The following is a 26,523-nucleotide window of genomic DNA, read 5'->3' on the forward strand; positions in this document are numbered from 1 at the left end:
ATTTCTCTCAAAGTTTATACAACTACGAAATCTAGTCATGCTTCATCCTTGATTATTTTTAAAGTCTAAATTAATAGAGATTTGTATTACAAAACAACTTTAAGAAGTTTCTCTAATCACAGTTTTGAGCATTATTTCCTGATTTCAAGCCACAAAATCCCCGAATTTGACCAAATTGCGTTCAGATTCACAAATAGACCCAAATCATATTTTTCTTTTCTGTAATTTACATTTTTATTATGTCCAAACTGTCTCGTCGCAAGTTCATTTTCTCAGCAGGTGTTACTGCTGCTGGCACTTTATTGGTACATGGTTGCACTTCTTCTAATGAAACTGCCGAATCAAGTTCTACTCCCCAACCAACAGCCCAACCAGTAGCAAATCTTAGCCCTGAAGAAACTCCAGAAGTCACGACTGCAAAACTAGGATTTATTGCCCTTACTGATGCAGCCCCTTTAGTAATTGCTTCAGAAAAAGGATTATTTGCTAAATACGGGATGACCGAAGTAGAAGTTCTCAAGCAGGCTTCTTGGCCAGTAACTAGAGATAATATTGAACTGGGTTCGGCTGGAGATGGAATTGATGGTGCGCATATTCTCAGCCCCATGCCTTATCTAATGACTTTGGGAACGATTACTAAACAGCCTGTACCCATGTATATCTTGGCGAGATTAAATACTAATGGTCAAGCAATCTCTGTCAGTGAAGACTATCTAGAGACGAAAGTTGGCATAGATAGTAGCAAAATGAAAGATGTGTTTGCCAAAGCTAAAGCTGAAGATAAAGAACTTAATGCAGCTATTACCTTTCCAGGTGGAACTCACGATTTATGGATGCGTTATTGGTTAGCTGCTGGTGGTGTAAATCCTGAAAACGATATTTCTGTAATTCCCGTACCGCCTCCACAAATGGTTGCCAATATGAAAATTGGGGCGATGGAAACTTTTTGTGTGGGAGAGCCTTGGAATGCTCAATTAGTCAACCAAGAACAAGGCTACACTGCTCTAGTCACTGGAGAAATTTGGAAAAACCATCCAGAAAAAGCTTTTGCTCTGCGGGCTGATTGGGTAGATAAAAATCCCAAAGCTGCTAAAGCTTTAACCAAAGCTGTCTTAGAAGCACAACAATGGTGTGATAAACCAGAAAATCTACAGGAAATGTGTGAGATTGTTTCTCAAGATAAATGGTTCAAAGTACCAACCGAAGATATTATCGGCAGACTTCAAGGACAAATCGATTATGGTGACGGGCGTACAGTTAACAATCCCGATATCTCGATGAAATTCTGGAAAGATAATGCTTCTTATCCTTACAAGAGTCACGATTTATGGTTTTTAACCGAAGATATTCGTTGGGGTTATATTCCTGCTGATACAGATACCAAGGCTTTAGTTAATAAAGTCAATCGTTCTGATATTTGGAAAGAAGCTGCTAAAGCAATTAAAGTAGCCGATGCGCAAATTCCCAAGACTGATTCTCGTGGTGTAGAGACTTTCTTTGATGGAGTTAAGTTCGATCCTGAAAATCCCCAGGCTTATTTAAACAGTTTGAAAATCAAAAAAGCCTAATTTGGGGAATTGATAATTATCCATTGTCAATTATCAATTTTGAAATAAATGGTGGGCATTGCCCACCCTACAACTACTAATTACAATTTCTTACCAAAAAGTAGTTTTTTAGAATCGGATTTAGATCACGCCACCTTAAAATATTCATCTTACTTCTCTGACTATGACAGCTAATCTTGATAATTCCCTGAAAAAGCCAAATTTCTTTGTTTCTCTGATTAAACAACCCCCCAGAAAAATATTAGCTCCCATTTGTGCGTTGCTCTTTATTTTGACCCTGTGGCAGGTTTTATGTAGTGGTGAAGATGCCAATTTACCCAGTCCGATCAAAACTTTTCAAGATACTGCCGAGCTAATATTCGATCCTTTTTTTGATAACGGTGGTACAGATAAAGGTCTGTTTTGGCAGATTCTGGCTAGCTTACAGAGGGTGGCAATTGGATATAGTTTGGCAGCAATTGTCGGCATTGGCTTGGGAATTTTAATTGGTTCTAATTCTTTTATGTACGATGCGGTAGATCCTATCTTTCAAATCTTGCGTACTGTACCGCCTTTAGCTTGGTTGCCGATCGCTCTAGCTGCTTTTGAAGAAGCTAACCCCTCAGCGATTTTTGTAATTTTCATTACAGCAATTTGGCCGATTATTATCAATACTACGGTAGGAGTGCAGCAAATCCCCCAAGATTATAAGAATGTTGCCAAAGTGTTGCATTTATCGGGAACTAAATACTTTTGGGAAATCATGTTCCCTGCTGCTGTTCCTTACATTTTTTCAGGTTTGAGAATTGGTATTGGTCTTTCTTGGTTGGCGATCGTCGCTGCCGAAATGCTGGTTGGTGGTGTCGGCATTGGATTCTTTATCTGGGACTCCTATAACAGTTCTCAGCTAAGTGAGATTATCGTGGCTTTGATTTACGTTGGTGTGGTCGGTTTGATCCTGGATCGCCTTGTTGCTTGGATTGCTTCAGTAGTAGTTCCCTCGGAAGAACAACAGTAACCCAAGTCAAAAGTACCACAAGGGTATAACATCAAAAGTTAGAAGTCAGAGGAGAATATTGATTTCTAATTCCTATTACCCATTACCCATTACCCACTACCCACTACCCACTACCCACTACCTAAAAACTAATGACAGCATTTCTTGAAGTAGATCACGTAGATAAGGTATTTCCTCTAGCGAATGGAGGCAGATACATTGCCCTAAAAAATATTAATCTGGAAATTAAACAGGGAGAATTTGTTTGTTTACTTGGCCATTCTGGTTGTGGTAAATCTACCTTGCTGAATATTGTGGCAGGTTTAGATAAGCCAACTCAAGGTGGGATTATCTTGGAAAACAGACAGGTAAAAGATCCTGGCCCCGATCGCATGGTCGTCTTTCAAAATTATTCTTTACTTCCTTGGAAGACAGTAAGACAAAATATTGCTTTGGCGGTTAATCAAGTTTATGGCCATAAATCCGTAGGCGATCGCCGTATGATTGTCGAAGAGCATATTAAGATGGTTAATCTTGGTCGGGCAGCCGATAAAAGACCAGCGGAACTTTCAGGGGGAATGAAACAGCGGGTGGCGATCGCTCGTGCTTTGGCTATTCGTCCTAAGTTACTTTTGCTAGATGAACCTTTTGGGGCTTTAGATGCCTTAACCAGAGGTAGTTTACAAGAACAGTTGATGAAAATCTGCCAAGAACATCAACTTACCTGTCTGATGGTTACTCACGATGCGGATGAAGCATTACTACTGGCTGATCGGATTGTCATGTTAACCAATGGCCCTGAATCCCATATCGGACAGATTATTGATGTGCCGATTCCCCGCCCCAGACAACGTTTGGAAGTAGTTAACCATCCCAGTTATTATGCCTTACGGGGAGAGATTGTTTATTTCCTCAATCAGCAGAAAAAAGCCAAAAAACGCCAAGTACAAGCCCCTGTAGTTGCATCTCGTCACGAAATAGAGAAAAAACAGCTAAATATTGGTTTTTTACCCTTAACGGACTCTGCACCACTCATTATTGCTCAAGAGAAAGGCTTTTTTGCCAAACATGGTTTAACCCAAGTCAATCTAGTTAAACAAACCAGTTGGAGTGCGATCGCTGAAGGTGTGACTAGTGGTAGACTCGATGCAGCCCAAATGGTAGCAGGTATGCCTTTAGCGTTAACTATTGGTCTAAAAGATCATGCTCCTGTGCCGATTGTCACCGCCCTAACTTTATCCCGTAACGGTAATGCGATCACTCTCAGCCAAAAGTTTTATCAACAAGGAGTTCGTACTTTAGCCGATTTTAAACAGGCGATCTTAAATAATCCAGATCGAGTTTATACTTTGGGTGTGGTCAATGAAGCATCAATGCACAATTTAATGCTACGTTATTGGTTAGCTACTGATGGCATCGATCCCGATCGAGATGTCAACTTGGTGGTCATTCCCCCTTCAGAAATGCTAGATCGCCTCAAAGCAGGTGACATTGATGGTTATTGTGCAGGTGAACCTTGGAATACTCAAGCCGTTGCCGAAAAGATTGGATTTGTCATCGCTACCGATCTAGACATTTGGTCTAGCTACCTGGAAAAAGTTTTAGGAGTCAGGGAAGATTGGGCAAATAAATATCCTGAGACTCACTTGGCATTAATTAAAGCTTTGATCGAAGCTTGTGAATACTGCGACGATCTCCGTCATCGAGATAAAATTGCCGAATTAATTGCTCAACCTAATTATCTCAATACTGACCTAGAATATATTCGCCCTGGATTTATCGAACCTTATAACCGAGGTACAGGTGAACCTGCGCAAATGTTGCCTCAATTTAATGAATTTTACGTCAATAAAACTAATTTTCCTAGTCGTGTAGAAGGACTATGGATTTTAGTGCAAATGGCGCGTTGGGGTATTGTTCCCTTCCCTCGTAATTGGATTGAAGTTTTAGACAAAGTAAGAAGAAGTGATATTTATTCTGAAGCAGCCAGACAATTAAAACTACCTGGTTTAGAACCAGAAAGAAACGCCTTTAAACTCTTTGATGGTAGTATCTTTAACCCTGATAATCCCCTAGAATATCTCAAAGGACTAGCTATTAAACAGGAAATCAAAGTCGAAGAAATTAAAACCGATTCATTAGTTACTAGTTAACTACTACCCCTTACCCATTACCCACTACCCATTACCCCTTACCCACTACCTTAACTAATCCAGCTTATGCAAATTTCCAACAGTACCTTACCAAATAATATTTCAGCTACTAACTCAGCAACTTTTTTAGAATTTGACAGCGTTGCCAAAATTTATCCCACCGATAAGGGTAAAGGTAGTTACACAGTTTTAGAAGACGTAAATCTTAGTATTCAAGAAGGCGAATTTGTCTGCTTAATTGGACATTCTGGTTGCGGTAAATCTACTCTTTTGAGTATGGTATCGGGCTTAAATAAACCTAGTATTGGCGAGATTCGTCTCAAAAATCAACGTATTACCCAGCCTGGGCCCGATCGCATGGTAATCTTTCAAAATTACTCTTTGCTACCTTGGAAAACTGCCTACGAAAATGTTTATTTAGCAGTAGAACAAGTTTATAAACATAAATCTCCTCAAGAGAAAAAAGATATTACTTTAGAACATTTAGAATTAGTTGGTTTAAGCGAAGCGATTCATAAAAAACCCGCTCAACTTTCAGGGGGAATGAAACAACGGGTAGCGATCGCTCGTGCTTTGGCGACTCGTCCTGAAGTACTAATTATGGATGAACCTTTTGGGGCATTAGATCCGATTACTAGGGAAGAAATGCAAGAAGAATTAGTCAAAATCTGGCAGGATCATCGCTGTACAGTTTTAATGATTACCCACGATATCGACGAGGCTTTATTTCTTAGCGATCGCTTAGTAATGATGACCAATGGCCCATCGGCTAATATTGGCGAAGTTTTAGATATTCCTTTTCCTCGTCCTCGCGATCGCCAAAAAATGATGGAAGATCCTAAATATTTTAAATTGCGTAATCATGCCCTTGATTTTCTCTTTCGTCGTTTTGCCCATGATGACGCTTTGGAGTAATTTTTTATAATTAGATCGGCAACAAAAGGCGACTAACTAATTAAAAGTTTTAATCACTCATACTTTTTGTGAATCCACACGGTTCCTTTTTGGGTGATAATTTTGCTTTGTTGAAACCACTTGAGTTCGTCAATCACAATACCTAGTTCAAGATTAAGTTTGTAGGCTATTTCTTTGGCTGACAATCCCTCAACATGAGACTTAATTAGACTAATGATTGAGTTAACTTGATTAATGAAATTTCTAATTGCTGCAATTCTAATCGCTGTTTCTTCTGACTCACAGCTTTGAGCAGCTATTTCAACCATGCTCCAGCCACTGCGATAGTATTCGAGGATACTAGTACCATTCTTACTAATATTTTCTCGATCTTTTCTAGCTAAAAGTGCTGCTTTCTTGGCTCGATTACCTTCTTGGTTCACTTCCATAACAACAGGGATAATTATAATAGTTAGGATCGAAAACTATGAACAATCCTGTTATAACCTTTCAGATTCTTTTTGGGGATCATAAAATAAGTAAAACTCATACCATTTAAATTGGTATTACTTGTGCTTGAAACGAAACGTGATTAAATTTCCTCGCACTCTTAGAAGAGAAATATATATAATCAAATTTTGTTCCTTGCGGTGTATTTTAATCTTCTATGACTGACATTCGACAACTGATTGCTCAAGAGTTTGCTTTATCTCCCCGCAATATCAACAACGCTCTAGATCTCTGGCTAGAAGGGGGAACAGTACCATTTATTGCCCGCTATCGGAAGGAACAAACAGGTTCACTGGATGAAGTAGAGCTAAGGAATATTTTTGAACGCTATACCTATCTAGATGAACTGATTAAGCGTAAAGTCAAAGTTATTGAGGAGATTGAGTCTCAGGGCAAATTAACTACCGAGCTAAAGGCAAAAATAGCAGTCTGTCTCAATCGGACTGAATTAGAAGATTTATATCTTCCCTATAAGCCAAAAAGGCGTACTAGAGCTACGATCGCTAAAGAAAAAGGATTAGAACCTCTGGCAGATTGGATCGCACTTCATAATAAGCCCCAAGTATCCCAGATCTCTTTGGCTGCTGAGGCAAGTAAGTATTTGGCTGCGGAAAAAGAACTAGAGACCACAGAACAGGTGTTAGCAGGAGCAGCAGATATCTTAGCCGAGCAGGTAGCAGATAATGCCGATATCAGAGCTTATTTACGCGAATATTTCTTTAAACAAGGCGTATTTACCTCGCAAATTAAGGGTGATTATCCTGAAGGGACGACTAAATATGAAATGTATCGCAACTATAGCTATGGGGTGAGTAAGATTCCGCCTCATAATCTCTTGGCTTTATATCGGGGTGAGACTGAAGGTATTTTAAGTATCGATATTACCTTTGATGAGTCTGAGGTGTTAGGTTATTTAGAAAAGCAAGAAATTAGCACGAGAAACCCAACTCTAAAAGCATTTTACCAAACAATGCTCAAAGATGCATTTAATCGCTTATTAAAACCTTCTTTAATTCGAGAAGTGAGAAGCGATCGCCAGGAATACGCCGACCTAGAATCAATTCAAACCTTTGAAGCTAATTTGCGTAACCTTTTGTTAGCCGCTCCTGCGGGGAGAAAACCCACCCTAGCAATCGACCCAGGCTTTCGCACAGGATGTAAAGTAGTGGTGTTGTCAGATACAGGCAAGTATTTAGAATATCAAGCAATTTTTCCCCATACAGGAGAAAGCAAAAGAAAGCAGGCAGCCCAAACGGTTAAGGATTTAATTAGTCAATATCAGATTGAATTAATTGCGATCGGTAACGGTACTGCCTCGCGGGAAACAGATCAATTTGTCGGTGAAGTTTTACGCGAAATAGAGCAACAACCAACTAAAGTAATTGTTAATGAATCGGGCGCATCGATCTATTCTGCTAGTGATGTGGCAAGAGAAGAATTTCCCAATTTAGATCTTACTATACGGGGTGCAGTTAGTATTGGTCGAAGATTACAAGATCCTTTAGCTGAATTAGTTAAAATAGATCCCAAATCTATTGGTGTGGGTCAGTATCAGCATGATGTAGATCAAAAGTTATTGAAACAAAAGCTAGAAGAAACTGTAGAAAGCTGCGTTAATTATGTGGGGGTCGATCTCAATACAGCATCTAAAGAATTGCTGACTTTTGTATCAGGAATTTCGCGAACAATTGCTCATAATATTGTCGAATATCGGAACGACAATGGAGCTTTTAATAATCGCCAACAACTACTTAAAGTAGCTAAGTTAGGCAAGAAAACTTACGAACAAGCTGCGGGATTTCTGCGCATTCGCAATGGTAACAATCCCTTAGATAATACGGCAGTCCACCCCGAAAGTTATCCTGTAATTGAGCAAATAGCTCATAGCCTGGGGGTATCTTTAGACCGCATTACTCAAGCTAGCGATCGCGGAGCGTGGGCGGAGCCCAATCGCCTTAAAAGCCTCGACCTCAAAGAATTTATCACCGATGGTGTGGGTTTGCCTACTCTCAGGGATGCGATCGCCGAATTAGAAAAGCCAGGACGAGATCCGCGAGAACAATTCCAATACGCCACTTTTCAGGAAGGTGTTGCGGAAATTAGCGATTTGCGAGAGGGCATGTTGCTAGAAGGAGTCGTGACTAATGTGGTTAACTTTGGCGCATTTGTTGATGTCGGCGTACACCAAGATGGTTTAGTGCATATCTCTCAACTATGCGATCGCTTTGTTAGCGATCCCAATGAAGTAGTAAAAGTTGGTCAGGTGATTAAGGTCAAAGTATTAGAAGTCAATGAAAAATTAAAGCGGGTTGGTTTGTCGATTAAACAAGCCTAAATCCATAATTAGGGGCGAAGTTAGAATCGAAAGCTCTTTGCCCCGACAAGAGGTAGGAAGGTAAATATTAAATGATTAACAGCTTAACGAGAAGCCTATATTTTTGTGACACATTTATGAAGTAAACTAGTCAATTTTGTAAAGTAACAATTATTAATTGCTACTCGGTATATTTACTTGAAAAATATTATGATAATCACAATGAAATATAAAAACTATTTATTAACCTGAATGGATAATCAATTACGGTGGCATAATTTCTATCGAGAAGTAAGCCAGCCAAAAATAGATCTAACCAAGGCATGTCTGTATTTTGCTCAAGCAGAATATCCTGATTTAAGACCTCAAGCATATTTAAAAGTTTTAGATACGATCGCAGCCGAAATCGAAGTACAGCTTCCTGCCGAACGTTATCCTTTAAAAGTGATTCAAACTATCAACCGACATTTATTTGATACTTTGGGCTTTAGAGGAAACAAAAATAACTACTACGATCCAGATAATAGCTTCTTACATCGTGTACTCGAACGTAGGTTAGGAATTCCCATCAGCCTATCTGTAGTCTATTTAGCGATCGCTAAACGGCTAAATTTTCCCATGCAAGGTGTTGGTTTACCTGGACATTTTCTGATTCGTCCTGAAATTGAAAATGCAGAAATTTTTGTCGATCCTTTTAACCGTGGTGAGATTCTGTTTGAAGCTGACTGTCAGCAAAGATTAGCTGAAACTTATCAGCACAAATTTCAGCTTGATCGCAACTGGTTAGCACCTGTAGATAATAAGCAGATATTAGCGAGAATGCTGAACAATTTAAAATTCATCTATCTGCATCGCCAAGAAATAGACAAGGCTTTATCAACTATGAGTGCCATTCTCAAACTTGAGCCTGAAAAAACGGCAGAGATTCGCGATCGCGGTTTACTATATTATCAGCTTAATCGTTGGTCTGAAGCAATTCTCGATTTAGAATATTACCTCAAAGTCAATCCCAGTAGTGATGATGCACCAATAATTGAAGTTTTACTGGCGAAAATGAATCGAGTTTCTTAATTGTCGTTGCCGATCAAAAGCAAAGTATCTATGGTTATACTGTTCGTAGCTTTTAGCCGTTAGCCTTTGTTGAGATGTATATTAGCGTCGTCATTCCTACCTATAATCGTTTACCAATCCTACAAAAATGTCTGTTTGCTTTAGAAAAACAGGAACTAACTAACAGTAAGCTTGACGGTTATGAAATTATTCTAGTAGATGATGGTTCGAGCGATCGCACCTTAGTTTGGTTAGCAGAAAATCGGGCTAATTTGCCTCATGTTAAAGTAATTGAGCAGAATCATCAAGGCGCAGCAGCAGCTAGAAATTTAGGGGTAGCAAATGCCGTTGGTGACACCATAATTTTTATCGATAGCGATCTGGTAGTTACAAACACTTTTCTGCAATCTCATGCCGATGCATTAGTTAAAGGAAAACAAGAACTTAAAAGCGATCGCCTATTTACCTATGGTGCAGTAATTAATACAAATAACTTCGACAATCCAACTTCTGAACCATATAAAATAACAGATTTTTCCGCTGCTTACTTTGCCACTGGTAATGTAGCGATCGCTCGTAAATGGCTCGAAGATGCAGGATTATTCGATCCAGGTTTTCAACTCTATGGTTGGGAAGATTTAGAGTTAGGAGTACGATTAAAAAAACTCGATTTAAAACTAATTAAATGTCCCGCAGCTGTTGGATATCATTGGCATCCTCCTTTCAGTTTAGAGCAGATACCAAAGCTGATCGAGCAAGAAATTCAAAGAGGAAAAATGGGAGTAGTTTTTTATGACAAACATCCTACTTTTGATGTCAAAATGATGATTCAAATGACAATTCTACATCGTCTTCTTTGGGGCATATTATCAATTGGTGGCACGCTAAATGAACGTACTTTACAGCCAGTATTAAGCTGGTTAATTAACCAAGGTAAACCTCAATTAGCTGAACAAGTAGCGAGGATCTTTCTTAACTGGTATAACGTCCAGGGTGTTTACGCTGCCTACAATGAGAGCAAGTAACGATCAATGGCGGATTTGCTTTGAATGGCAAGACGGAGAAGCTTCAGACGTAGGCGATCGTTGATTATCATTTAGGTAGAAGAATGAATGAAAACAAGCTGATGCCAGTTCATCCTGGTGAGATTCTTTTAGAAGAATTTCTCAAACCAATGAATCTTAGTCAAAATCAAATCGCTCTAGCTCTACGAGTTCCAGCACGGCGTATTAACGAAATCGTTCACGGTAAGCGACGAGTTACAGCAGATACAGCTCTTCGCCTTGCGCGTTATTTTAATATGTCACCACGATTTTGGCTGGTATTACAAATGAATTACGATTTAGATGTGGCTAATGATCGAGTAGGCGATCGCCTGAATCAGGAAGTAGCTGTCTTGGTAAATGAAGAAAATTGATTAATCAGGTTTAAGACCTTTTCTTTCAATGATCATTGACATTATGGTTGGGGAGAGTGGATGCAAAGGCTATTGAGATGAAAGGGTAGCACAAAGCTATAATTGTAGAGGAATTCAACCTTTGATCGTGCAAGAAATCTAACAGTAATCTCAGTCAGATTAAACATTTTTAATGAATATACTTACCAATCTTCTCTTTCCCAAGTCCAAAAAATCAGACTCCGACACAGCTAATAGACTTCCTTCACTAAATCGTAATCCTCGCGGAATTGAAATAAAGTCAGCGCCTGAAATAGAGAAGATGCGTTGCTCTGGCAAGATTGTCGCTACTGTATTAAAAGAGATCCAAGCACTAACCAAGCCAGGAATGACCACCGCAGATTTAGACGAATATGCCGAACGACGGATACGGGAAATGGGTGCAACCCCCAGCTTTAAGGGATATTATGGTTTCCCTGCTTCTATCTGTGCCAGCGTCAATAATGAGGTGGTACACGGTATCCCTAATGCCAAGAAAGTACTCCGTCGTGGGGACGTTTTAAAAGTAGACACGGGTGCTTATTGCGATGGCTTTCATGGTGATTCTTGTATTACTATTGCCGTTGGCGATAAAGTATCTAAAGACTCTGCTAAGTTAATCAAGGTTGCTGAAGAAGCACTATACAAAGGGATTGAACAGGTAAAAGCAGGTAATCATCTCTTAGACATTGCTGGAGCAGTAGAAGACCATGTAAAAGCGAATGGTTATAGCGTGGTAGAACAGTATACTGGTCATGGTGTGGGTAAAAATCTCCATGAAGCACCATCAGTATTTAATCACCGTACGAAATTGATGCCTAACGTTAAATTAAAGGCGGGTATGACTCTGGCGATTGAACCCATACTCAATGCAGGTTCTAAGCATACTAGAGTTTTGCGCGATCGCTGGACTGTGGTTACTGTAGATAACAACCTTTCGGCGCAGTTTGAACATACGGTTTTAGTTACTAAAGATGGCTATGAAATTTTGACAGATCGCGATTTAATTTAGATTTGGAAGATTTACAGCTAGGTAAAAATGAATGTTTGTACAGATAGTCAGCACTCTTAATGACTGGGTAGTTAGTTTGTGTCAGTTATTAGCACTGTTTGTCATCGTTACAGGAATAGTTAAAGCTTTAATTATTTACAGCCAACATATTTTTATTAGTACTAGTTCGGCGATCGCATTTCAAGGAAGTCGCCTAGAATTAGGCTATGGTTTTTCTCTCGGATTAAGCTTTTTATTAGGAGGAAGCATCTTAAAGACAACGATTACCCCCTCTTGGAATGAGCTTGGTCAACTAGCGGCAATTATTGCCCTGCGGACGATTTTAAATTACCTTTTATTACAGGCAATTGATAAAAGTGCTGAAGATTTTAAGAGTCACTCTTTATGGCTCAATGAACAGAAAAGTGTGAGCGGCTAAAGCCTATTATTTAGTCATTATTTATTAATTGCCCAGCCTAAGCTTTAATTCAATTGACCGACCGTGGCAAAGTACCAGAAGCCCTAAAATTGGCTCATTTAGTCGGTGCAGCAGTGATTAATGGAGAAAGCAGTTCACAAGCATAGTAATTATTGAAGATAGCTATCATAACTTTTAGCAGATGGATGTAATTAAATAAAGTTGGACAATTTAATTTTGTTTATTTCTGATTTTGGCTCACCATAACTAAAACCAAGTAATATAGCTCTCATGAATAAGATAAGTAGTAAAAATCAGGTAGTTCAATTCCTCTGCCAACCACAAGGAGGTAAAGCTTATTTATTAAATGCTTTAAATTCAAACTCGGAACAAGTCTTTATGGAAGCTTTGCACAATATTATTGATGCGATGAACCAAGATCTTTCATCTAGCCTGACAAAGAAATTGTAGATCCTTGCCCAACTCTTCTAGACTATGTATATACTTACAAGTTTATATTTCTTAATATGGCAAGAGATTTACGGGGATTTATTGAAATTCTAGAATCTAAGGGTCAGCTACGGCGCATTTCAGCACTGGTCGATCCTGAACTAGAAATTGCTGAAATTTCTAATCGCCTGTTACAGGCAGGAGGGCCTGGTTTATTGTTTGAAAACGTTAAAGGATCTCCCTTTGCTGTAGCAGTTAATCTTATGGGAACCGTAGAGAGGATCTGCTGGTCGATGAACATGGAAGCGCCAGAAGAGTTAGAAACTTTGGGTTCTAAACTAGCCATGTTGCAGCAGCCTAAACCACCGAAGAAAATTAAGCAGGCGGTAGATTTTGGCAAAGTGCTATTTGATGTTTTAAAAGCCAAGCCAGGTAGGGACTTTTTTCCCTCTTGCCAGCAAATAGTGATCGAAGGAGAAGATGTCGATCTCAACCAAGTGCCGATGATTCGTCCTTATGTGGGAGATGCGGGAAAAATCATCACTTTGGGTTTAGTCATTACTAAAGATGTAGAAACAGGTACGCCGAACGTTGGTGTATATCGTCTTCAGCTACAGTCTAAAAATACCATGACCGTTCATTGGCTTTCGGTACGGGGTGGGGCAAGACATCTCAGGAAAGCAGCAGAAGCAGGCAAAAAACTAGAAATTGCGATCGCCCTGGGAGTCGATCCGATGATTATTATGGCAGCAGCAACACCCATTCCTGTAGATCTCTCTGAGTGGCTCTTTGCTGGTTTATATGGGGGCAGTGGAGTTAAACTGGCTAAATGTAAAACTGTGGATCTCGAAGTTCCAGCAGACTCTGAGTTTGTTTTGGAAGGAACAATTACCCCAGGAGAAATGTTACCCGATGGGCCTTTTGGGGATCACATGGGCTATTACGGCGGGGTTGAAGATTCGCCTCTAGTTCGTTTCCACTGTATGACCCATCGTAAAGATCCAATTTACCTGACTACTTTTAGCGGTCGCCCACCCAAAGAAGAAGCAATGATGGCGATCGCTCTTAACCGTATTTATACCCCAATTCTGCGTCAGCAAGTCTCGGAAATTGTTGATTTCTTCCTGCCAATGGAGGCGCTGAGTTACAAGGCAGCAATTATTTCGATTGATAAAGCCTATCCTGGACAGGCAAGAAGGGCAGCCCTAGCTTTTTGGAGTGCTTTACCCCAGTTTACCTATACCAAGTTTGTCATTGTCGTTGATAAGGATATCAATATCCGCGATCCCCGCCAGGTAGTTTGGGCAATTAGCTCCAAAGTCGATCCCTCCCGCGATGTCTTTATCTTGCCCGATACTCCTTTTGATACTCTTGACTTTGCTAGCGAAAAAATTGGTTTAGGTGGGCGCATGGGGATCGATGCTACGACCAAGATTCCTCCTGAAACCGATCATGAATGGGGCAAACCTTTAGAATCCGATGGTGATGTCGCCGATATGGTTGACCGACGCTGGCAGGAATATGGATTAGGGGATATTGATTTAGCTGAAGTAGACGCCAATTTGTTCGGCTACGATTTGAAATAAATTTGAAATAATTTATCTAATTTATCTCTTTTGGATGCATAAAATACCACTTTACCCGTAACTAAAATTAACCTACTTCATCAAAATTTTATGGTTGTGACAATAAATTTAGTGAAATAATAGGAAACCCTTGTTGATATATAGTCAAATATACTTATGAGGGTATATACATAGCTTTAAAATCTCAATATTTTAAGTAGAATCAATGAAAAATAAATATCTATCTCTTGCCTTAGTTGGTTGTGCGATCGCATTTTCCGCAGTTCCGCTCAAAGCCGAAGAAAAAGCGACTCCTGAGTCTACTAAATCTGTGTTTGTTTGCGCTGTCCAGGGCGATACCCCTACTATGTTTGCTTACAATCCAGGCCAAGTAAATTTGACACCTTTGATGAGTTGGCACGCTGAATATTTAGTACCAGGACAGTCTGGAGCTGAAGTTTGTCAGCAAACCGCAGCAAAACTACAAAGTTCATATCAGCAGGAAGATGCTAAGTATTTGAAGGCTGAAACCAACAAAAACGCAAACCTAGTGTGTTTGGTCAATGAAGAGGATCAAAATTGCCTAAATGAAGCCAGTGAAAAGCTGTTTAGCGTTAATCCTAAATTTAATGCAAGTTGTGTTTTAGAAAACAAATCGCCGATTGATTGCCAAGTGTATAAAGTCCGAGGTGTATATAGTTTTAATGATGAACCATATCAACCACTCTGGTGGCCTTGGTAGTAGGCTGTTGCCAATTAGTTTGAGCTAGTTGGCAATTTAGATTATTTAATCGTCTTTTTAATTACCTAATGGTATACCGAGGGAAATCTATCAACACTAATGTTTTCTTGCTTTGATGTCATCGATCTAAAAAAAGCTATCAAATAGAGCTATTTGCTCATGACCAACCAATTAATTAGACATGAGTTATAAAAATGTCTATATTTCTTATCAAGTTACCTGATAGCTTACTTAGTGATAACTTAAAAGACGATGACAACCAAAGATTAACCAAGCAAGATTTGGTAAAAGTCACTTTTACATATAAATTACAGATAGAAATATAGCAAAAGCATAGTGTTTTAGATGCCCCTCATTAGAAAGTCCCTCATTTGCTCTTTTAAGATTGCTCTAATAAACATCGTTTTATTGACAGCCAGCAATATCGGTGTTGGAGCAGAACAAACTAAACATTCATCAGCATTAAATCTTAGACAGTCAGAAAAAAGCGAGTTTAGTAATAAAACTCAGTGGCAGTTTATTGCCTCCGAGAAGTACAAAATTAACAATGCTGTTGCTGTTGAATCATCCGACGAAGAGGGGATTCCCTCATTACGTCGTCAACCATCGGGAGGTCAAAGATTTGAACCAAAACGAATACCGTTACAAGTTTCTGATCCGAAAAATACATATCAAGCGTCCCCTAGCATTACTATTATCAATCCATCAGCATATGGAGCATCTTGGGGTAATGCTGGAATCGGCTTGGGATATCAAGAGCGGGCGAGGTTTAGAGACGAATCTGATGGGGTATTTGGTCTAGGCTTTGGTTTAGGAAATGCTCAAAAAAATGTTGGTGTCCAAGTGGGAATTAGTCTGGTTGATATTAGTTCACCTTTTAGTGATGGGTCAATTAACCTCAAGCTGCATCGTCGTTTGCCCAAAGATTTTGCGATCGCCGCTGGAGTTCAAGGCTTAACTACTTGGGGAAATACGGATGGAGGATCTTCTGTATTTGGCGTTGCGACTAAAAGATTTAAATTGCGTACAGATAGAACTAAACCTTTTAGTGAAGTGTATACAACATTAGGCGTGGGAGGCGGCCAGTTTCGCTCAGAGTCTAATATTAATGAAGGTAACGAAAATGTTGGAGTTTTTGGCAGTTTAGCAATTAAGGTGATTCAACCAGTCGGTTTGGTCGCTGAATGGAGCGGTCAAGACTTAACGATTGGAGTTCCCTTAGTCCCATTTAAAAAAATTCCCTTAGTTATTGTTCCTTCTATCACCGATGTGACAGGTTCGGCGGGGGACGGAACAAGATTTGTTTTGGGTCTTGGATACAGTTTGTCTTTTTAAATAAAAATTGTTAGTAAATAAAGTGAGACCTTGATGATGAAATTATCTCAACTACCAGTAAAAATATTATTGTCATGTATCTGTATTATCCTGGCGACAGAATCAGCGCGTTCTCAATCAGGTAATATGTCCGATATTACGCAGCCTAGTCCTGATGCCATGATTAATCAGCCCGATCAGGATGAAGGCAATACAGTTGATAATTTAGGAGAAAACACTGCGGGGGATATCGTCGAAGAAGTTCCCGTTAACAGTAGTCAACCCAATAGTCAAATAGAAACTGTTAGTCCAGAAGCTGATAGTACTATTAATATTCAATCTGAAATTGTTGAGAGCGAACCAGTAACTGTAGAAGAAACTGCTGAAGTTGCTAACTCGCCTGAGTCTGATGAAATAGTTGAAAAATTAGTTGACGAAGCTGATGCTAGAGAAGTTAAAAAATCTGAGGAAGTGGAGGAAGAAAAAGTAGCAGAGAAAGATTCTCAGCCAGCAGTGGAGCAGTTAGATCGCGTAGCATATGAAACTCAGTTTCAAGAAGCACCTGGCGATTTAGCCATTTTTATGCAGGAAGAATTTCAATTAAATCAGTTAATTGGTTCTACGGGAATTGAACTTTATGGCACTGTACCTTCGGTCAAAGAGATTTCTCAGAGATTAGCTCAGTTAGCTGAACAAACAGGCAAAAAACCTGCTTTTATCAATATCTCTCTTCAAGAGAATCAGCTAGAATCATTGGTGGTTCTACCTGAGCAAGTACAGGCTAATGCCAAAACTTCATTGGTGGCATCGTCGAAGTTAAAGGGTGTTGATGCGCCAGCAGCCTCCCAAGCCTCATTGATCCGTAAAACAGTCAAGAATACCTCTCGTAAAGATATTCTTGCCAAGGCAACAGAATTTCGCGCTGAAATTGGTGATGTGCGGAAACTCAATCTAAATGACTACAAAAAGTCCTCACAAGAGCTATACAATGTCCTAATTAAACCCATAGAAGCAGAACTTCAAGCTAATAAAATTGATGTTTTGGTGTTTTCGATGGATTCAGGCTTGCGTTTATTACCCGTCGCAGCACTTTATGATGGTCAACAATTCTTGGTTGAAAAGTATGCGATGGGAATTGTCCCTAGTTTTGGCTTGACCGATACTCGTTACGTGAGTCCAGATGAAGCTTCCATTTTGGCAATGGGCGCATCTGAATTTAAAGAGCAAGCATCCTTACCAACTATGCCTATTGAACTGAAGACGATTGTGAGTAATCCCCGTCGTGGAGAGTCATTTCTGAATCAGCAATTTACAATTCCCAATTTTGTGGCTCAAAACAGTCGCGAAACACCATTCTCAATTATTCATTTAGGTACTCATGCTGAATTCAAAGCAGGTGATTTAAGCGATTCTTACATCCAGTTTTATGATGAACAGCTCAAAATACCTCAGCTACAACAATTATCAGACCAACTTGGTTGGAACACTGATGATACGCCGATTGAATTAATGGTTTTAAGTGCTTGTGAAACTGCTTTGGGAGACAAAGATGCCGAGCTTGGTTTTGCGGGATTAGCGGTACAGGCGGGGGTAAAATCTGCATTGGCTAGTCTCTGGTATGTTAGTGATTTGGGGACTTTAGCCATGATGGGTGAGTTTTACGATCAGCTAGATAGTACTTTGAATAAAGCAGAGGCCTTGCGTCAAACTCAGATAGCAATGCTGCGAGGCAATGTCAAGATTGATAGCAAGCAGGTTAAGTTATCCAATGGCAAAGATTTACCTCTACCAGCAGATTTTCCCGACGGTACTTTAAGTCTCAATCATCCTTATTTCTGGTCAGCATTTACCATGATTGGTAATTGGAATTAGTCTAGAGTAGAAAAGTATTTTAGACTATTCATGGGACAGATTTGCATCCCCAGTTATTTTTCTAGGCGTACTACATACCACTGTAGGTAATGATCTGCACTAATATCTAACTCAAAATAGTTATCAAGTAAGTGTTGAGCCTGTAATTCTGGTGATTCAAACTGTTCCAGCTCTCTGGGAATAATTACTTCTGGTTGCTGTAACAGATGAGCTAGCTTGGTTTTCAGTTCGGCTGAATTCATAAATTGTTCAGGCTGATCTGATTCGAGGACAACATAACCATCCTCCTGATACATAATCGGATCGGGCATAGTCAAAAAGGGACTAAAAGTTAGTTAATTAATAATTACTGTAAAACTAATTGAATTTAGAAGCTAGTTGAGAACTAGATATTTTTATCCTTATGGCAACAAGTCTCAACCCGCTGCTCAACCTTCAATATGAACCCATGATGGAAAACTTGGGTGATGACTACTACGATATTGTTGCTGCTGCGGATTTTCCTAGCCATTTTCTCCGTTATCGTAACGATCGCCTGTTACCATTATTGGGATTAAAACCAGAGTTAGTGACCGACGGCGACTTTATTGCTGCTTTTGGTCAATTCAGCGGGGTCAGACCTTTTTTGGCTCTACGTTATCATGGTTATCAATTTGGCGCTTATAATCCCTTTCTGGGGGATGGTAGGGGCTTTTTATACGGTCAGGTTCGCGGTGTAGATGGTAATTTATACGATTTAGGAACTAAAGGATCGGGGAGAACGCCTTATTCCCGCAGTGCTGATGGTCGGTTAACTCTCAAGGGTGGTGTTAGGGAAGTGTTAGCAGGGGAGGCACTACATCAGCTAGGAGTAAATACTTCTCGTTGTTTAAGCTTGATTGAGACGGGGGAAGCTTTATGGCGAGGAGATGAACCTTCCCCCACTCGTTCTGCGGTAATGGTGCGGTTGAGTAAGTCCCATATTCGTTTTGGCACTTTAGAAAGACTACATTATCTACAACGTCCAGATTTGATTAGTAAATTATTAGATAGTGCGATCGCTGTTTACTATCCAGATATTCCTGACGATGAGGATAAATATAACCAGTTTTACGCTCAGTTAGTCATGAGGGTGGCGCAGTTGGCAGCACAATGGATGGCGGCAGGCTTTTGTCATGGTGTTCTCAATACTGATAATATGTCGATCGCTGGGGAAAGTTTTGATTATGGCCCCTATGCCTTTATTCCTACCTATGACGCTCGATTTACCGCTGCCAGCTTTGACTATGGTGGGCGCTATAGCTATGGTAATCAACCCTATATTTGTCGGTTTAATTTAGAGTTACTGCAAAAACCCCTGGCAATGATTACAGAACAATCGAGTTTGGAAATCGGCTTGGCGCAGTTTGACGACTACTATCAACAACATTATCAACAGTTGATGCTACAAAAACTAGGGTTTGAGGCTGATTTGGGAAAGATCGCTCATGAATTATCAACTCAGACAATTAACTTATTAAGAGATACCGAGATTAGCTATCATGGTTTCTTTGCTGAATTAGCTCAAGGATTCGATTCTCGTTGGTGCGAAGAGCAGGAGTTAATTTTAGCCAACGCTACTTTTTCTTGGCAAATTACCGACAATTGGCGCAGTATTTATCATCAATGCCTTAATCAAGTCTCCCCAGACAATATGAAAGAAATTGGCGATCGCCTTAAGATTCATAACCCTCAGACTGCTTTATTACGTCCTGTAATTGAATCCGTTTGGCGATCGATTAGTGAGGAGAATGATTGGCAACCTTTGACAAACTTGCTTCATGATCTTCAGCAGTAATTAGTAATACCACAAGGGTACAATATCAGTAATTAGTAATCAGTAACTAAACAATTCGGTTTGAGCTATCTTTACTAACATGTACAAACTGTGAAAACACTTTCTGAAAGTGCTTACTTCCCCTAAGCAAACAAAAAGTAATGATAGCAAGTACTTGATAGTTAAATAATAAAGAGATATCACGCTCATTAACTGCCGTAGCACTCAAGATCAAAAGATAAATCAGTAAGTAAAAAAAGTAGCGCGGGAAATCCATCGGCCAGTCACTATTTTTACCCCCCAGGTAACGATATAAAACATACTGTATTGAACGAATTAAAATCTTACTAATGAGTAAAATTAAGCCAACTGTATTAGTAGTTAGAAGAACTAAATAACCACAGTAACGGCAAGCTTGCAACAAGAAATAGAACCATACTCGACTCTGCTTATTGAGCTGATTATAAATATGAAATAAAAATCTTAAGAGCAATAAAAAAGCAGCCCAATACAAAAAACTTTCAGATATTTGAAATAGTTCTCGATGATAATTACCAAATATCGCCGTGCCGAGATGAACACCTTTAATTGCTATTTCTTGATAAAGAACAGCTATGCCTAAGATAGAAAAGACAACAGCCCAGATCCAAGGTTGCCACAGTTGAAACGAATATTTATAAGAATTATAGTTATACGAAAGTACTGCTTTATCTTCAAATTTTTCCCCTAAGATGTCATTTTCAATGTAGCCAATTTCATAGATACACCAAAAAGATACCTGTAGCAGAAATAACCCCAAGGCATTTGTCCAAGGATGAGAACTAACGAAACTGAAAGCTAGGAGCAAGATCAGAAAATCTTCTCCCAAGACACTCAATAAAAAAAAGTTTTGATCGGGCCTTTTAATTTTTTCTGAATAAAAAAACGGTATATAAATATTCACGCGGATATCCTGAAATTTTAGTTTCTAAATTTAATTTTTAATGATTACTATTTGTTTGTGTTTAATCTCTACACTCTCTAGTTGTGAATTAATTACAACTTTAATTAAGTGTATTTAAGCAAAAAACTAACTTTAATAACTTAAAATCTGCTATTTTACATTTTTAAAACCGCTGATTTAAATAGCCAACATTTAATTAGCGCAAAAAGTATAGTAGTATCACAATAATATGTTGCTCAACGCCTAGATTAAAGCTTTAATTGAAATTAAATTATCAGTTGCACAGCAATAGCTTGACGTTATCTTATCTAAAGAATGAATAATTTTTAGATTACTAGCAAAATTTTTATTCGTAATCTTGCAGATGAGTTAACTTAATTGAATGCTTATTTGTTTAATCATTTAATTAAGTCGGGATAATTTAGCCGTAACTTTAAATATTATTAAAATGTTATTATAGTTTTGTTATTAATTCTAGTAATTCATAAGAAGTTTATCTTACGACAATAGATTAATGGTCATAATTTCATCTAAATAGATCAAAAAGATTGTTTCCTATTTACCCTAACTCTTCCTGCAACATGTTCTGATAAATTTGGGGTAAATAATTGCTCATAGAATTAGTCTCAATTCCGTATCCTAAACTAGTCCAAGTTCCTGAGAGTAATTCAAGCACCTGAGTTACTTCTCCCTGTCGTAGTAACTGGGGAATATCCATTCCCCAAGCCTGAGAATCACTAAGCCAAGCATAAACCACCGCATCTTGGTATTCAGCTTCAAAACTATAGCTTTTCCAACGCCAAAAACCCCCAGGATGAGGATGATACTGCTGTGCTGTCCGATTCCAAGTAAAGTCGAGCATTTGATAACGTCCCGCAGCAGTCGTACAATTACCAGTATTTGGCCCCGCGACAATGGTGACGCAAAGCTGAGGATGCTCACTTAAGTCTTCAACCTGCTTGCCACCATAAATGACGTTGTAGGGACGACTAACATTAGCTTCGCTAGCGGTAATCGTGCGCATCAAAGCTCTAACATAAGGATCTCCCCCACCCATAACTAAGGGTTGAGTGCCAGATACATTAGGAGTATAGTGGCCTTGAGGATTAGGTTGCTCTGAATGCCAGTGTCCGTAAAGCTTGGATAACATTTGCTCAGATTGTTGCCACCAAAAATTTCTGGGTTCTTGGCTGATACTTCCTAAAGTCCCCAGGAATAATACCAAACAACTGAAATAGAAAAACTTTTTGGCTTGATTAGCTAACTGCATCTATGTTGATTGTCTGAGGACAAGGGATAGTTTAATACTTTAAAAGATCTGAATTACAGATGATCATCATGGCTTCAAGTATTATTGGCTAACTGTTCTACTTCAGTAGTAATCTGCTGAATTTGCGCTTTAATATTTGCCGTTTCTTTAGCGATCGACTCAGCAGTAGCTATTTTACTAGCAAGTTCCTCCTGTTGAGGTCGAATTACATTAGCAAACTGTTGCAGGCATTTATTTAATTCTGCTGCTAAAGCATCCTTAAGACTCTTGGTATAGTTTTCTTGGAGACTACGATAATTTTGTTCTAACTCTGCTTTAAGTTTTCTCCGTCTTCTGGGTAAGGCATCAAAGCTCATTAAACTAAATAACCCTGCAACCACAAAAGCCGTCGTGTCTGCTGAAATTGAACTAAATATGAGTTGTCCACCCACTCCCGTTGCTGCTGCGGTGATTCCCAGTTTCCAGAAACTCTCTAAACCTTCTTCTGTTGCTGTCTTAATCTTAGTGGCAAATTCGTTGCTATTTAAGCGATCGGTATTAATCGGCGGGAGCGCTAAAGTATCCTCAGAGACAGTGATGGCAGTAGATAGATCTTCCTTGGCTTCTCTAATAATTCGTTCGCGGTACTTTTGAAAAGTGGCGATCGCCTCTTGAAAGATGTCTTGCAGATTTTTATCTAACTGAATATCCTTAATTGTCTTAGCCAATCGTTCTTCGAGAAAGTCTTCTTCTTTAGTAATTTTGCGTTTAACAACGGTTAAAAACCCCGTATTATTATCAATTAATTCGTTGGTTTCTGTAATTAAATTGGTAAACAAATCTTCAATATTATCGCGAAAAATACCAAATAAAAGATTGTACTCTTCTAGTCTTTCCTCAATTCTACGGGAGGTACGGTCAAAAATAACTTTGTCCGACTGTAATTTGGCTTTAATCGATTCGTTTTTCTGTTCTAATTGTTCTAGATAAACTAATAACGAATTCTGTGGGCCACGCAGCTTAAGCTTAACTTTTTCTCCTTCTGCCAAAAATGCCAACAAAAAGCTTTTAAGCTCATCCATCCCGCTACCTGTTTTTGCTGAAATCGTAAAGACAGGGGGCATTTCTGTGAGGATTTCTTTTAAACCTTCGCTAACATATTCACGGATTTGCTTTGCTTCGTCGTCGGTAACTAAATCGGCTTTATTAATCACCACAATAATTTTCCGCGCCCAAGTTTGATCGACTAAGGTTAAAAAATCTTGCTCAGATTTACTCAAAGGACGCTCAACAGAAGTAACGAACAAAATAATATCCGCCTGCTGGAGATAATTTTCTGTTAACTCTTGGTGTTGCTCAATAATCGAGTTAGTACCTGGACTATCAATAAAGACTAAGCCACCAAAGCCTTCGGGATTATAAGCGTGAATTTCTTGGGTGGTAGGCAAAAAACCCACTGTGGCAATTTCTTGATTGTTGAGTTGATTGAGTAAACTAGACTTGCCTGCGTTAAATTCACCACAGATAAAGATCGAAAAGGGATTAGCTAGCTGCTGCTTGAGTACTTCAGTATCGGGGTCGAAATTGGGAAAAAGTACCTTTGCCTCCACAAACAAACCTTCAACTTGCTGGATGGTTTGCAAGCTACGGTCAAAAAGTTGCTGTTGTTCTCCTGAAAGAGTTAGAGGCATATATTCTCTTCCTTAATCATAAATTTTAATCACAGCTTTTAGCTCTTAATCCATCAGATGACTAATAACCAAAGGCTACTCTAAATTAAAGCAGTTTTTCTGCTCATCGTGTTAGGACTTTAAGTTTAACTAAAAATGTCTATCTTGAGAATGACTATCTTAAGAGACTTGTTGCTAAATTCAGCAGCATCTTTAGCTATAATGCCGAGCAGATTGAGCCGATTACGCCCTAAATTATGACCACTAGTATTAGATTACCCCGTCAATTTCGCCTGACCCTATCTCAAAGCCTAACTTTAATTGGGCTGATGATTACTCTGAGCTTTATGGCGATCGCTTTTCTCGCTCCCACATTGCAAAATATTGGCTGGTTACAAGATCCCACCGAAGCCCTAGCTAATCCGATCCACGAAGCCCCAGGGGCTGATTATTGGTTTGGCACAACTCGCCAGGGTTATGATGTTTTTTCCCGTACCTTGTTTGGAACTCAGGCTGCTTTGAAAGTAGTGGCGTTGGCAACTACTATGAGCCTGATTATTGGTGTTCCCTTGGGGTTGGTTAGTGGCTATTTAGGGGGCAAGATAGATCGGGTTTTGATCTTCTTTATGGATACCATCTATACCCTGCCAGGATTACTGTTGTCCGTCACTCTAGCGTTTGTGGTGGGTCAAGGGGTCATCAATGCAGCGATCGCCCTCAGTATTGCCTATATTCCTCAGTACTACCGTATTGTACGCAACCATACCACTAGCGTTAAGACCGAACTATTTATTGAAGCAGCGCAGGCCATGGGCGCACCTACAACTAGGATTTTAACCCGCTATCTGTTTTTTAACGTCATTCAAAGCGTTCCTGTGTTGTTCACCCTCAATGCTGCCGATGCCATTCTCATCTTGGGTGGTTTGGGCTTTTTGGGTTTAGGACTCCCGCCTGAAGTACCAGAATGGGGTCACGATCTACGTTTAGCTTTAGATGCCTTACCGATCGGGATTTGGTGGTCTGCTACTTTTCCTGGTTTGGCTATGACCATCTTAGTGACAGGCTTATCCTTAGTCGGGGAAGGATTAGGAGATATGTTGAATCCTGGCTTGAAAAATAAGTAAGGATCTATTTATTTATTGATTTTTTGTTTGGTTTAACTATCTTCCGTAAGAAGTCCCTCGCTTCAGCGACGGGATAAATTACGGGCTGGGTCTTGCTTGCCCGTCTACATATTTGCGTAACTGCTCTATAAGCTTTGTTATATTTAGTTTTCATCAAGTATTATTTGATTGTCGGTGACAATGATATAATTATCTCATCCTAAAGGACTTGTCTACCGAACTAAGCGGCATATGCGGAGCAGTATCCTTTAGGACAAGTCGCATAGTTGGAGATACCGCTTCGCATATGAGAGGAGCAGCGAAAGTAAGACTATATCCAACCAAGGAACAAAAACAACTACTAGCTCAACAATTTGGCTGTAGCAGATTTTGGTGGAATAAAGCATTAGGATTACAGTACAAGCATCGTTCTGAACAGGGAAGATGGTTAAAGCGTACTGAACTCAATGCTTTGCTTCCTAGTCTAAAAAAGGAATTGCCTTGGCTGTCTGATTGCTATTCTCAAGTTCTTCAGGCTACGACCAAGCATTTAGAGCAAGCAATGAAAAATTGGTTTGAGGGTAGAGCCAAGAAACCAAGATTCAAAGCTAAAAAGAACAATCAATCAATTAGCTTTCCTCAAAATGTCAAAATACTAGGTAATCAACTTAAAGTTCCTAAAGTTGGTCTAATTGAAGCTAAATTCACTCAAGTAATCGAAGGAATAATCAAAACTGTAACGATTAGTGTTACTCCTTCAGGCAAATACTATGCTGCGATTGGGTTAGATTTAGGAAACTCTGAAGTAGAGCAATCGACTGATGGCGTTATTACAGGGATTGACTTGGGACTAAAAGATTACGTAACCTGTCATAACGGAACGGATACCTACTCGCTCAAACACCCTAAGTGGCTCAAAAAACACGAACGCAATCTAAGATATCAACAAAAAAAATTATCCCGCAGGGAAAAAGGGAGTAACAGACATAACAGAGCGAGGCTTTTAGTGGCTAGGGTTCATGAGCGTCTAAGTAATGCTCGCCAAGATTTCTTGCACAAATTATCTAGAACTATAACCGACGAAAGCCAAGTCGTTGTAGTTGAGAATTTGAATATCAAAGGAATGGTCAAAAACCGTAAATTAAGCAAGGCTATTGCTCAGTCTGGGTGGGGGATGTTCCTAAATTTTCTCAGCTATAAACTAGAACAAAAAGGTGGTGTTTTAGTAGAGATAGATAGATTTTTCCCTTCTAGCAAAACGTGTAGTAATTGCGGTCATATTCATAAAGAATTAGAACTAAAAGATAGGGAGTGGACTTGTAGTCAATGTTCCACTCATCACAAAAGAGACGACAACGCTAGCCGTAATATTCGCACAGAAGGAATGAAAATACTTGGGCTGGGACACAGTCTTCGTGGAGATGATGTTAGACTCTTAGCTTGCTTTGAGCAATCGTCTGTGAAACGAGTACCATCTTTTGAGCAACTTAGTTTGTTCTAGGAATCTCTCA

General features: G+C 39.4%; 23 protein-coding genes. 18 read left to right on the forward strand and 5 right to left on the reverse strand.

Annotation, left to right across the window (positions count from 1 at the left end):
- Positions 1-239: 239 nt before the first annotated feature.
- The 4 genes from KME09_07435 to KME09_07450 all read left to right on the forward strand — a co-directional run bounded on the left by KME09_07435 (position 240) and on the right by KME09_07450 (position 5,612).
- Complete coding sequence (locus tag KME09_07435; GenBank protein ID MBW4533754.1) at positions 240-1,568, forward strand: ABC transporter substrate-binding protein; 1,329 nt, start codon at positions 240-242, stop codon at positions 1,566-1,568.
- 163 nt (positions 1,569-1,731) lie between these two features.
- On the forward strand, positions 1,732-2,565 hold the full coding sequence (ntrB, locus tag KME09_07440) for a nitrate ABC transporter permease (GenBank protein ID MBW4533755.1): 834 nt from the start codon (positions 1,732-1,734) through the stop codon (positions 2,563-2,565).
- 131 nt (positions 2,566-2,696) lie between these two features.
- Positions 2,697-4,697, forward strand: coding sequence for a nitrate ABC transporter ATP-binding protein (locus KME09_07445; GenBank protein ID MBW4533756.1), 2,001 nt, complete (start codon positions 2,697-2,699; stop codon positions 4,695-4,697).
- Between the two features lie 66 nt (positions 4,698-4,763).
- Positions 4,764-5,612, forward strand: a complete 849-nt coding sequence (locus KME09_07450) for a nitrate ABC transporter ATP-binding protein (protein MBW4533757.1) — start codon at positions 4,764-4,766, stop codon at positions 5,610-5,612.
- A gap of 53 nt (positions 5,613-5,665) precedes the next feature.
- Here the strand turns inward: KME09_07450 and KME09_07455 are convergent, their stop codons facing one another.
- Complete coding sequence (locus tag KME09_07455; GenBank protein MBW4533758.1) at positions 5,666-6,040, reverse strand: hypothetical protein; 375 nt, start codon at positions 6,038-6,040, stop codon at positions 5,666-5,668.
- 218 nt (positions 6,041-6,258) lie between these two features.
- Here KME09_07455 and KME09_07460 point away from each other — a divergent pair, with 218 nt between their 5' ends.
- The 11 genes from KME09_07460 (at position 6,259) to KME09_07510 (ending at position 18,252) form a co-directional block, all read left to right on the forward strand.
- The gene (locus tag KME09_07460) at positions 6,259-8,436 is read left to right on the forward strand and encodes an RNA-binding transcriptional accessory protein (protein MBW4533759.1); all 2,178 of its coding nucleotides are present in this window, start codon (positions 6,259-6,261) and stop codon (positions 8,434-8,436) included.
- Between the two features lie 231 nt (positions 8,437-8,667).
- Positions 8,668-9,486 carry a transglutaminase-like domain-containing protein gene (locus KME09_07465; GenBank protein MBW4533760.1) on the forward strand — a complete coding sequence of 273 codons (819 nt, stop codon included), beginning with the start codon at positions 8,668-8,670 and terminating at the stop codon, positions 9,484-9,486.
- A gap of 74 nt (positions 9,487-9,560) precedes the next feature.
- Entirely contained in the window at positions 9,561-10,490 is a 930-nt protein-coding gene (locus KME09_07470) for a glycosyltransferase (GenBank protein ID MBW4533761.1), read from the forward strand.
- Between the two features lie 101 nt (positions 10,491-10,591).
- Positions 10,592-10,882 (forward strand): HigA family addiction module antidote protein, encoded by a 291-nt coding sequence (locus KME09_07475; GenBank protein ID MBW4533762.1) that lies wholly within the window; start codon positions 10,592-10,594, stop codon positions 10,880-10,882.
- Positions 10,883-11,054: 172 nt separating this feature from the next.
- Positions 11,055-11,912 (forward strand): type I methionyl aminopeptidase, encoded by an 858-nt coding sequence (map, locus tag KME09_07480; protein ID MBW4533763.1) that lies wholly within the window; start codon positions 11,055-11,057, stop codon positions 11,910-11,912.
- A gap of 31 nt (positions 11,913-11,943) precedes the next feature.
- A complete protein-coding gene (locus KME09_07485; protein MBW4533764.1) occupies positions 11,944-12,330 on the forward strand; it encodes a DUF1622 domain-containing protein in 387 nt (128 codons plus the stop codon).
- Positions 12,331-12,600: 270 nt separating this feature from the next.
- Entirely contained in the window at positions 12,601-12,780 is a 180-nt protein-coding gene (locus tag KME09_07490) for a hypothetical protein (GenBank protein ID MBW4533765.1), read from the forward strand.
- A 56-nt stretch (positions 12,781-12,836) separates the two neighbouring features.
- Positions 12,837-14,345 (forward strand): UbiD family decarboxylase, encoded by a 1,509-nt coding sequence (locus tag KME09_07495; protein MBW4533766.1) that lies wholly within the window; start codon positions 12,837-12,839, stop codon positions 14,343-14,345.
- Positions 14,346-14,550: 205 nt separating this feature from the next.
- Positions 14,551-15,066: a COP23 domain-containing protein gene (locus KME09_07500; protein MBW4533767.1), complete on the forward strand. Its 516-nt coding sequence runs from the start codon at positions 14,551-14,553 to the stop codon at positions 15,064-15,066.
- A gap of 345 nt (positions 15,067-15,411) precedes the next feature.
- Positions 15,412-16,401, forward strand: coding sequence for a hypothetical protein (locus KME09_07505; protein ID MBW4533768.1), 990 nt, complete (start codon positions 15,412-15,414; stop codon positions 16,399-16,401).
- Between the two features lie 33 nt (positions 16,402-16,434).
- The gene (locus KME09_07510; protein ID MBW4533769.1) at positions 16,435-18,252 is read left to right on the forward strand and encodes a CHAT domain-containing protein; all 1,818 of its coding nucleotides are present in this window, start codon (positions 16,435-16,437) and stop codon (positions 18,250-18,252) included.
- Positions 18,253-18,305: 53 nt separating this feature from the next.
- Here KME09_07510 and KME09_07515 read toward each other — a convergent pair whose 3' ends face one another.
- The gene (locus KME09_07515) at positions 18,306-18,563 is read right to left on the reverse strand and encodes a chlororespiratory reduction protein 7 (GenBank protein ID MBW4533770.1); all 258 of its coding nucleotides are present in this window, start codon (positions 18,561-18,563) and stop codon (positions 18,306-18,308) included.
- A gap of 92 nt (positions 18,564-18,655) precedes the next feature.
- On the opposite strand from KME09_07515, the gene KME09_07520 reads away from it, so the two are divergent.
- Positions 18,656-20,068 carry a YdiU family protein gene (locus KME09_07520; protein MBW4533771.1) on the forward strand — a complete coding sequence of 471 codons (1,413 nt, stop codon included), beginning with the start codon at positions 18,656-18,658 and terminating at the stop codon, positions 20,066-20,068.
- Between the two features lie 46 nt (positions 20,069-20,114).
- On the opposite strand, the gene KME09_07525 is transcribed toward KME09_07520, so the two are convergent.
- The 3 genes from KME09_07525 to KME09_07535 all read right to left on the reverse strand — a co-directional run bounded on the left by KME09_07525 (position 20,115) and on the right by KME09_07535 (position 23,930).
- Positions 20,115-20,990 (reverse strand): hypothetical protein, encoded by an 876-nt coding sequence (locus tag KME09_07525; protein ID MBW4533772.1) that lies wholly within the window; start codon positions 20,988-20,990, stop codon positions 20,115-20,117.
- A gap of 559 nt (positions 20,991-21,549) precedes the next feature.
- Positions 21,550-22,260, reverse strand: a complete 711-nt coding sequence (locus tag KME09_07530; GenBank protein ID MBW4533773.1) for a glycoside hydrolase family protein — start codon at positions 22,258-22,260, stop codon at positions 21,550-21,552.
- Between the two features lie 74 nt (positions 22,261-22,334).
- Positions 22,335-23,930, reverse strand: coding sequence for a dynamin family protein (locus tag KME09_07535; GenBank protein ID MBW4533774.1), 1,596 nt, complete (start codon positions 23,928-23,930; stop codon positions 22,335-22,337).
- Between the two features lie 233 nt (positions 23,931-24,163).
- On the opposite strand from KME09_07535, the gene KME09_07540 reads away from it, so the two are divergent.
- Together KME09_07540 and KME09_07545 are read left to right on the forward strand one after the other, a co-directional pair.
- A complete protein-coding gene (locus KME09_07540; protein MBW4533775.1) occupies positions 24,164-25,033 on the forward strand; it encodes an ABC transporter permease in 870 nt (289 codons plus the stop codon).
- 286 nt (positions 25,034-25,319) lie between these two features.
- Positions 25,320-26,513: a transposase gene (locus KME09_07545; protein MBW4533776.1), complete on the forward strand. Its 1,194-nt coding sequence runs from the start codon at positions 25,320-25,322 to the stop codon at positions 26,511-26,513.
- The last annotated feature ends 10 nt before the right edge of the window (positions 26,514-26,523 follow it).

Origin of the sequence: Pleurocapsa minor HA4230-MV1, assembly GCA_019359095.1 — a bacterium.
GTDB lineage: Bacteria > Cyanobacteriota > Cyanobacteriia > Cyanobacteriales > Xenococcaceae > Waterburya > Waterburya minor.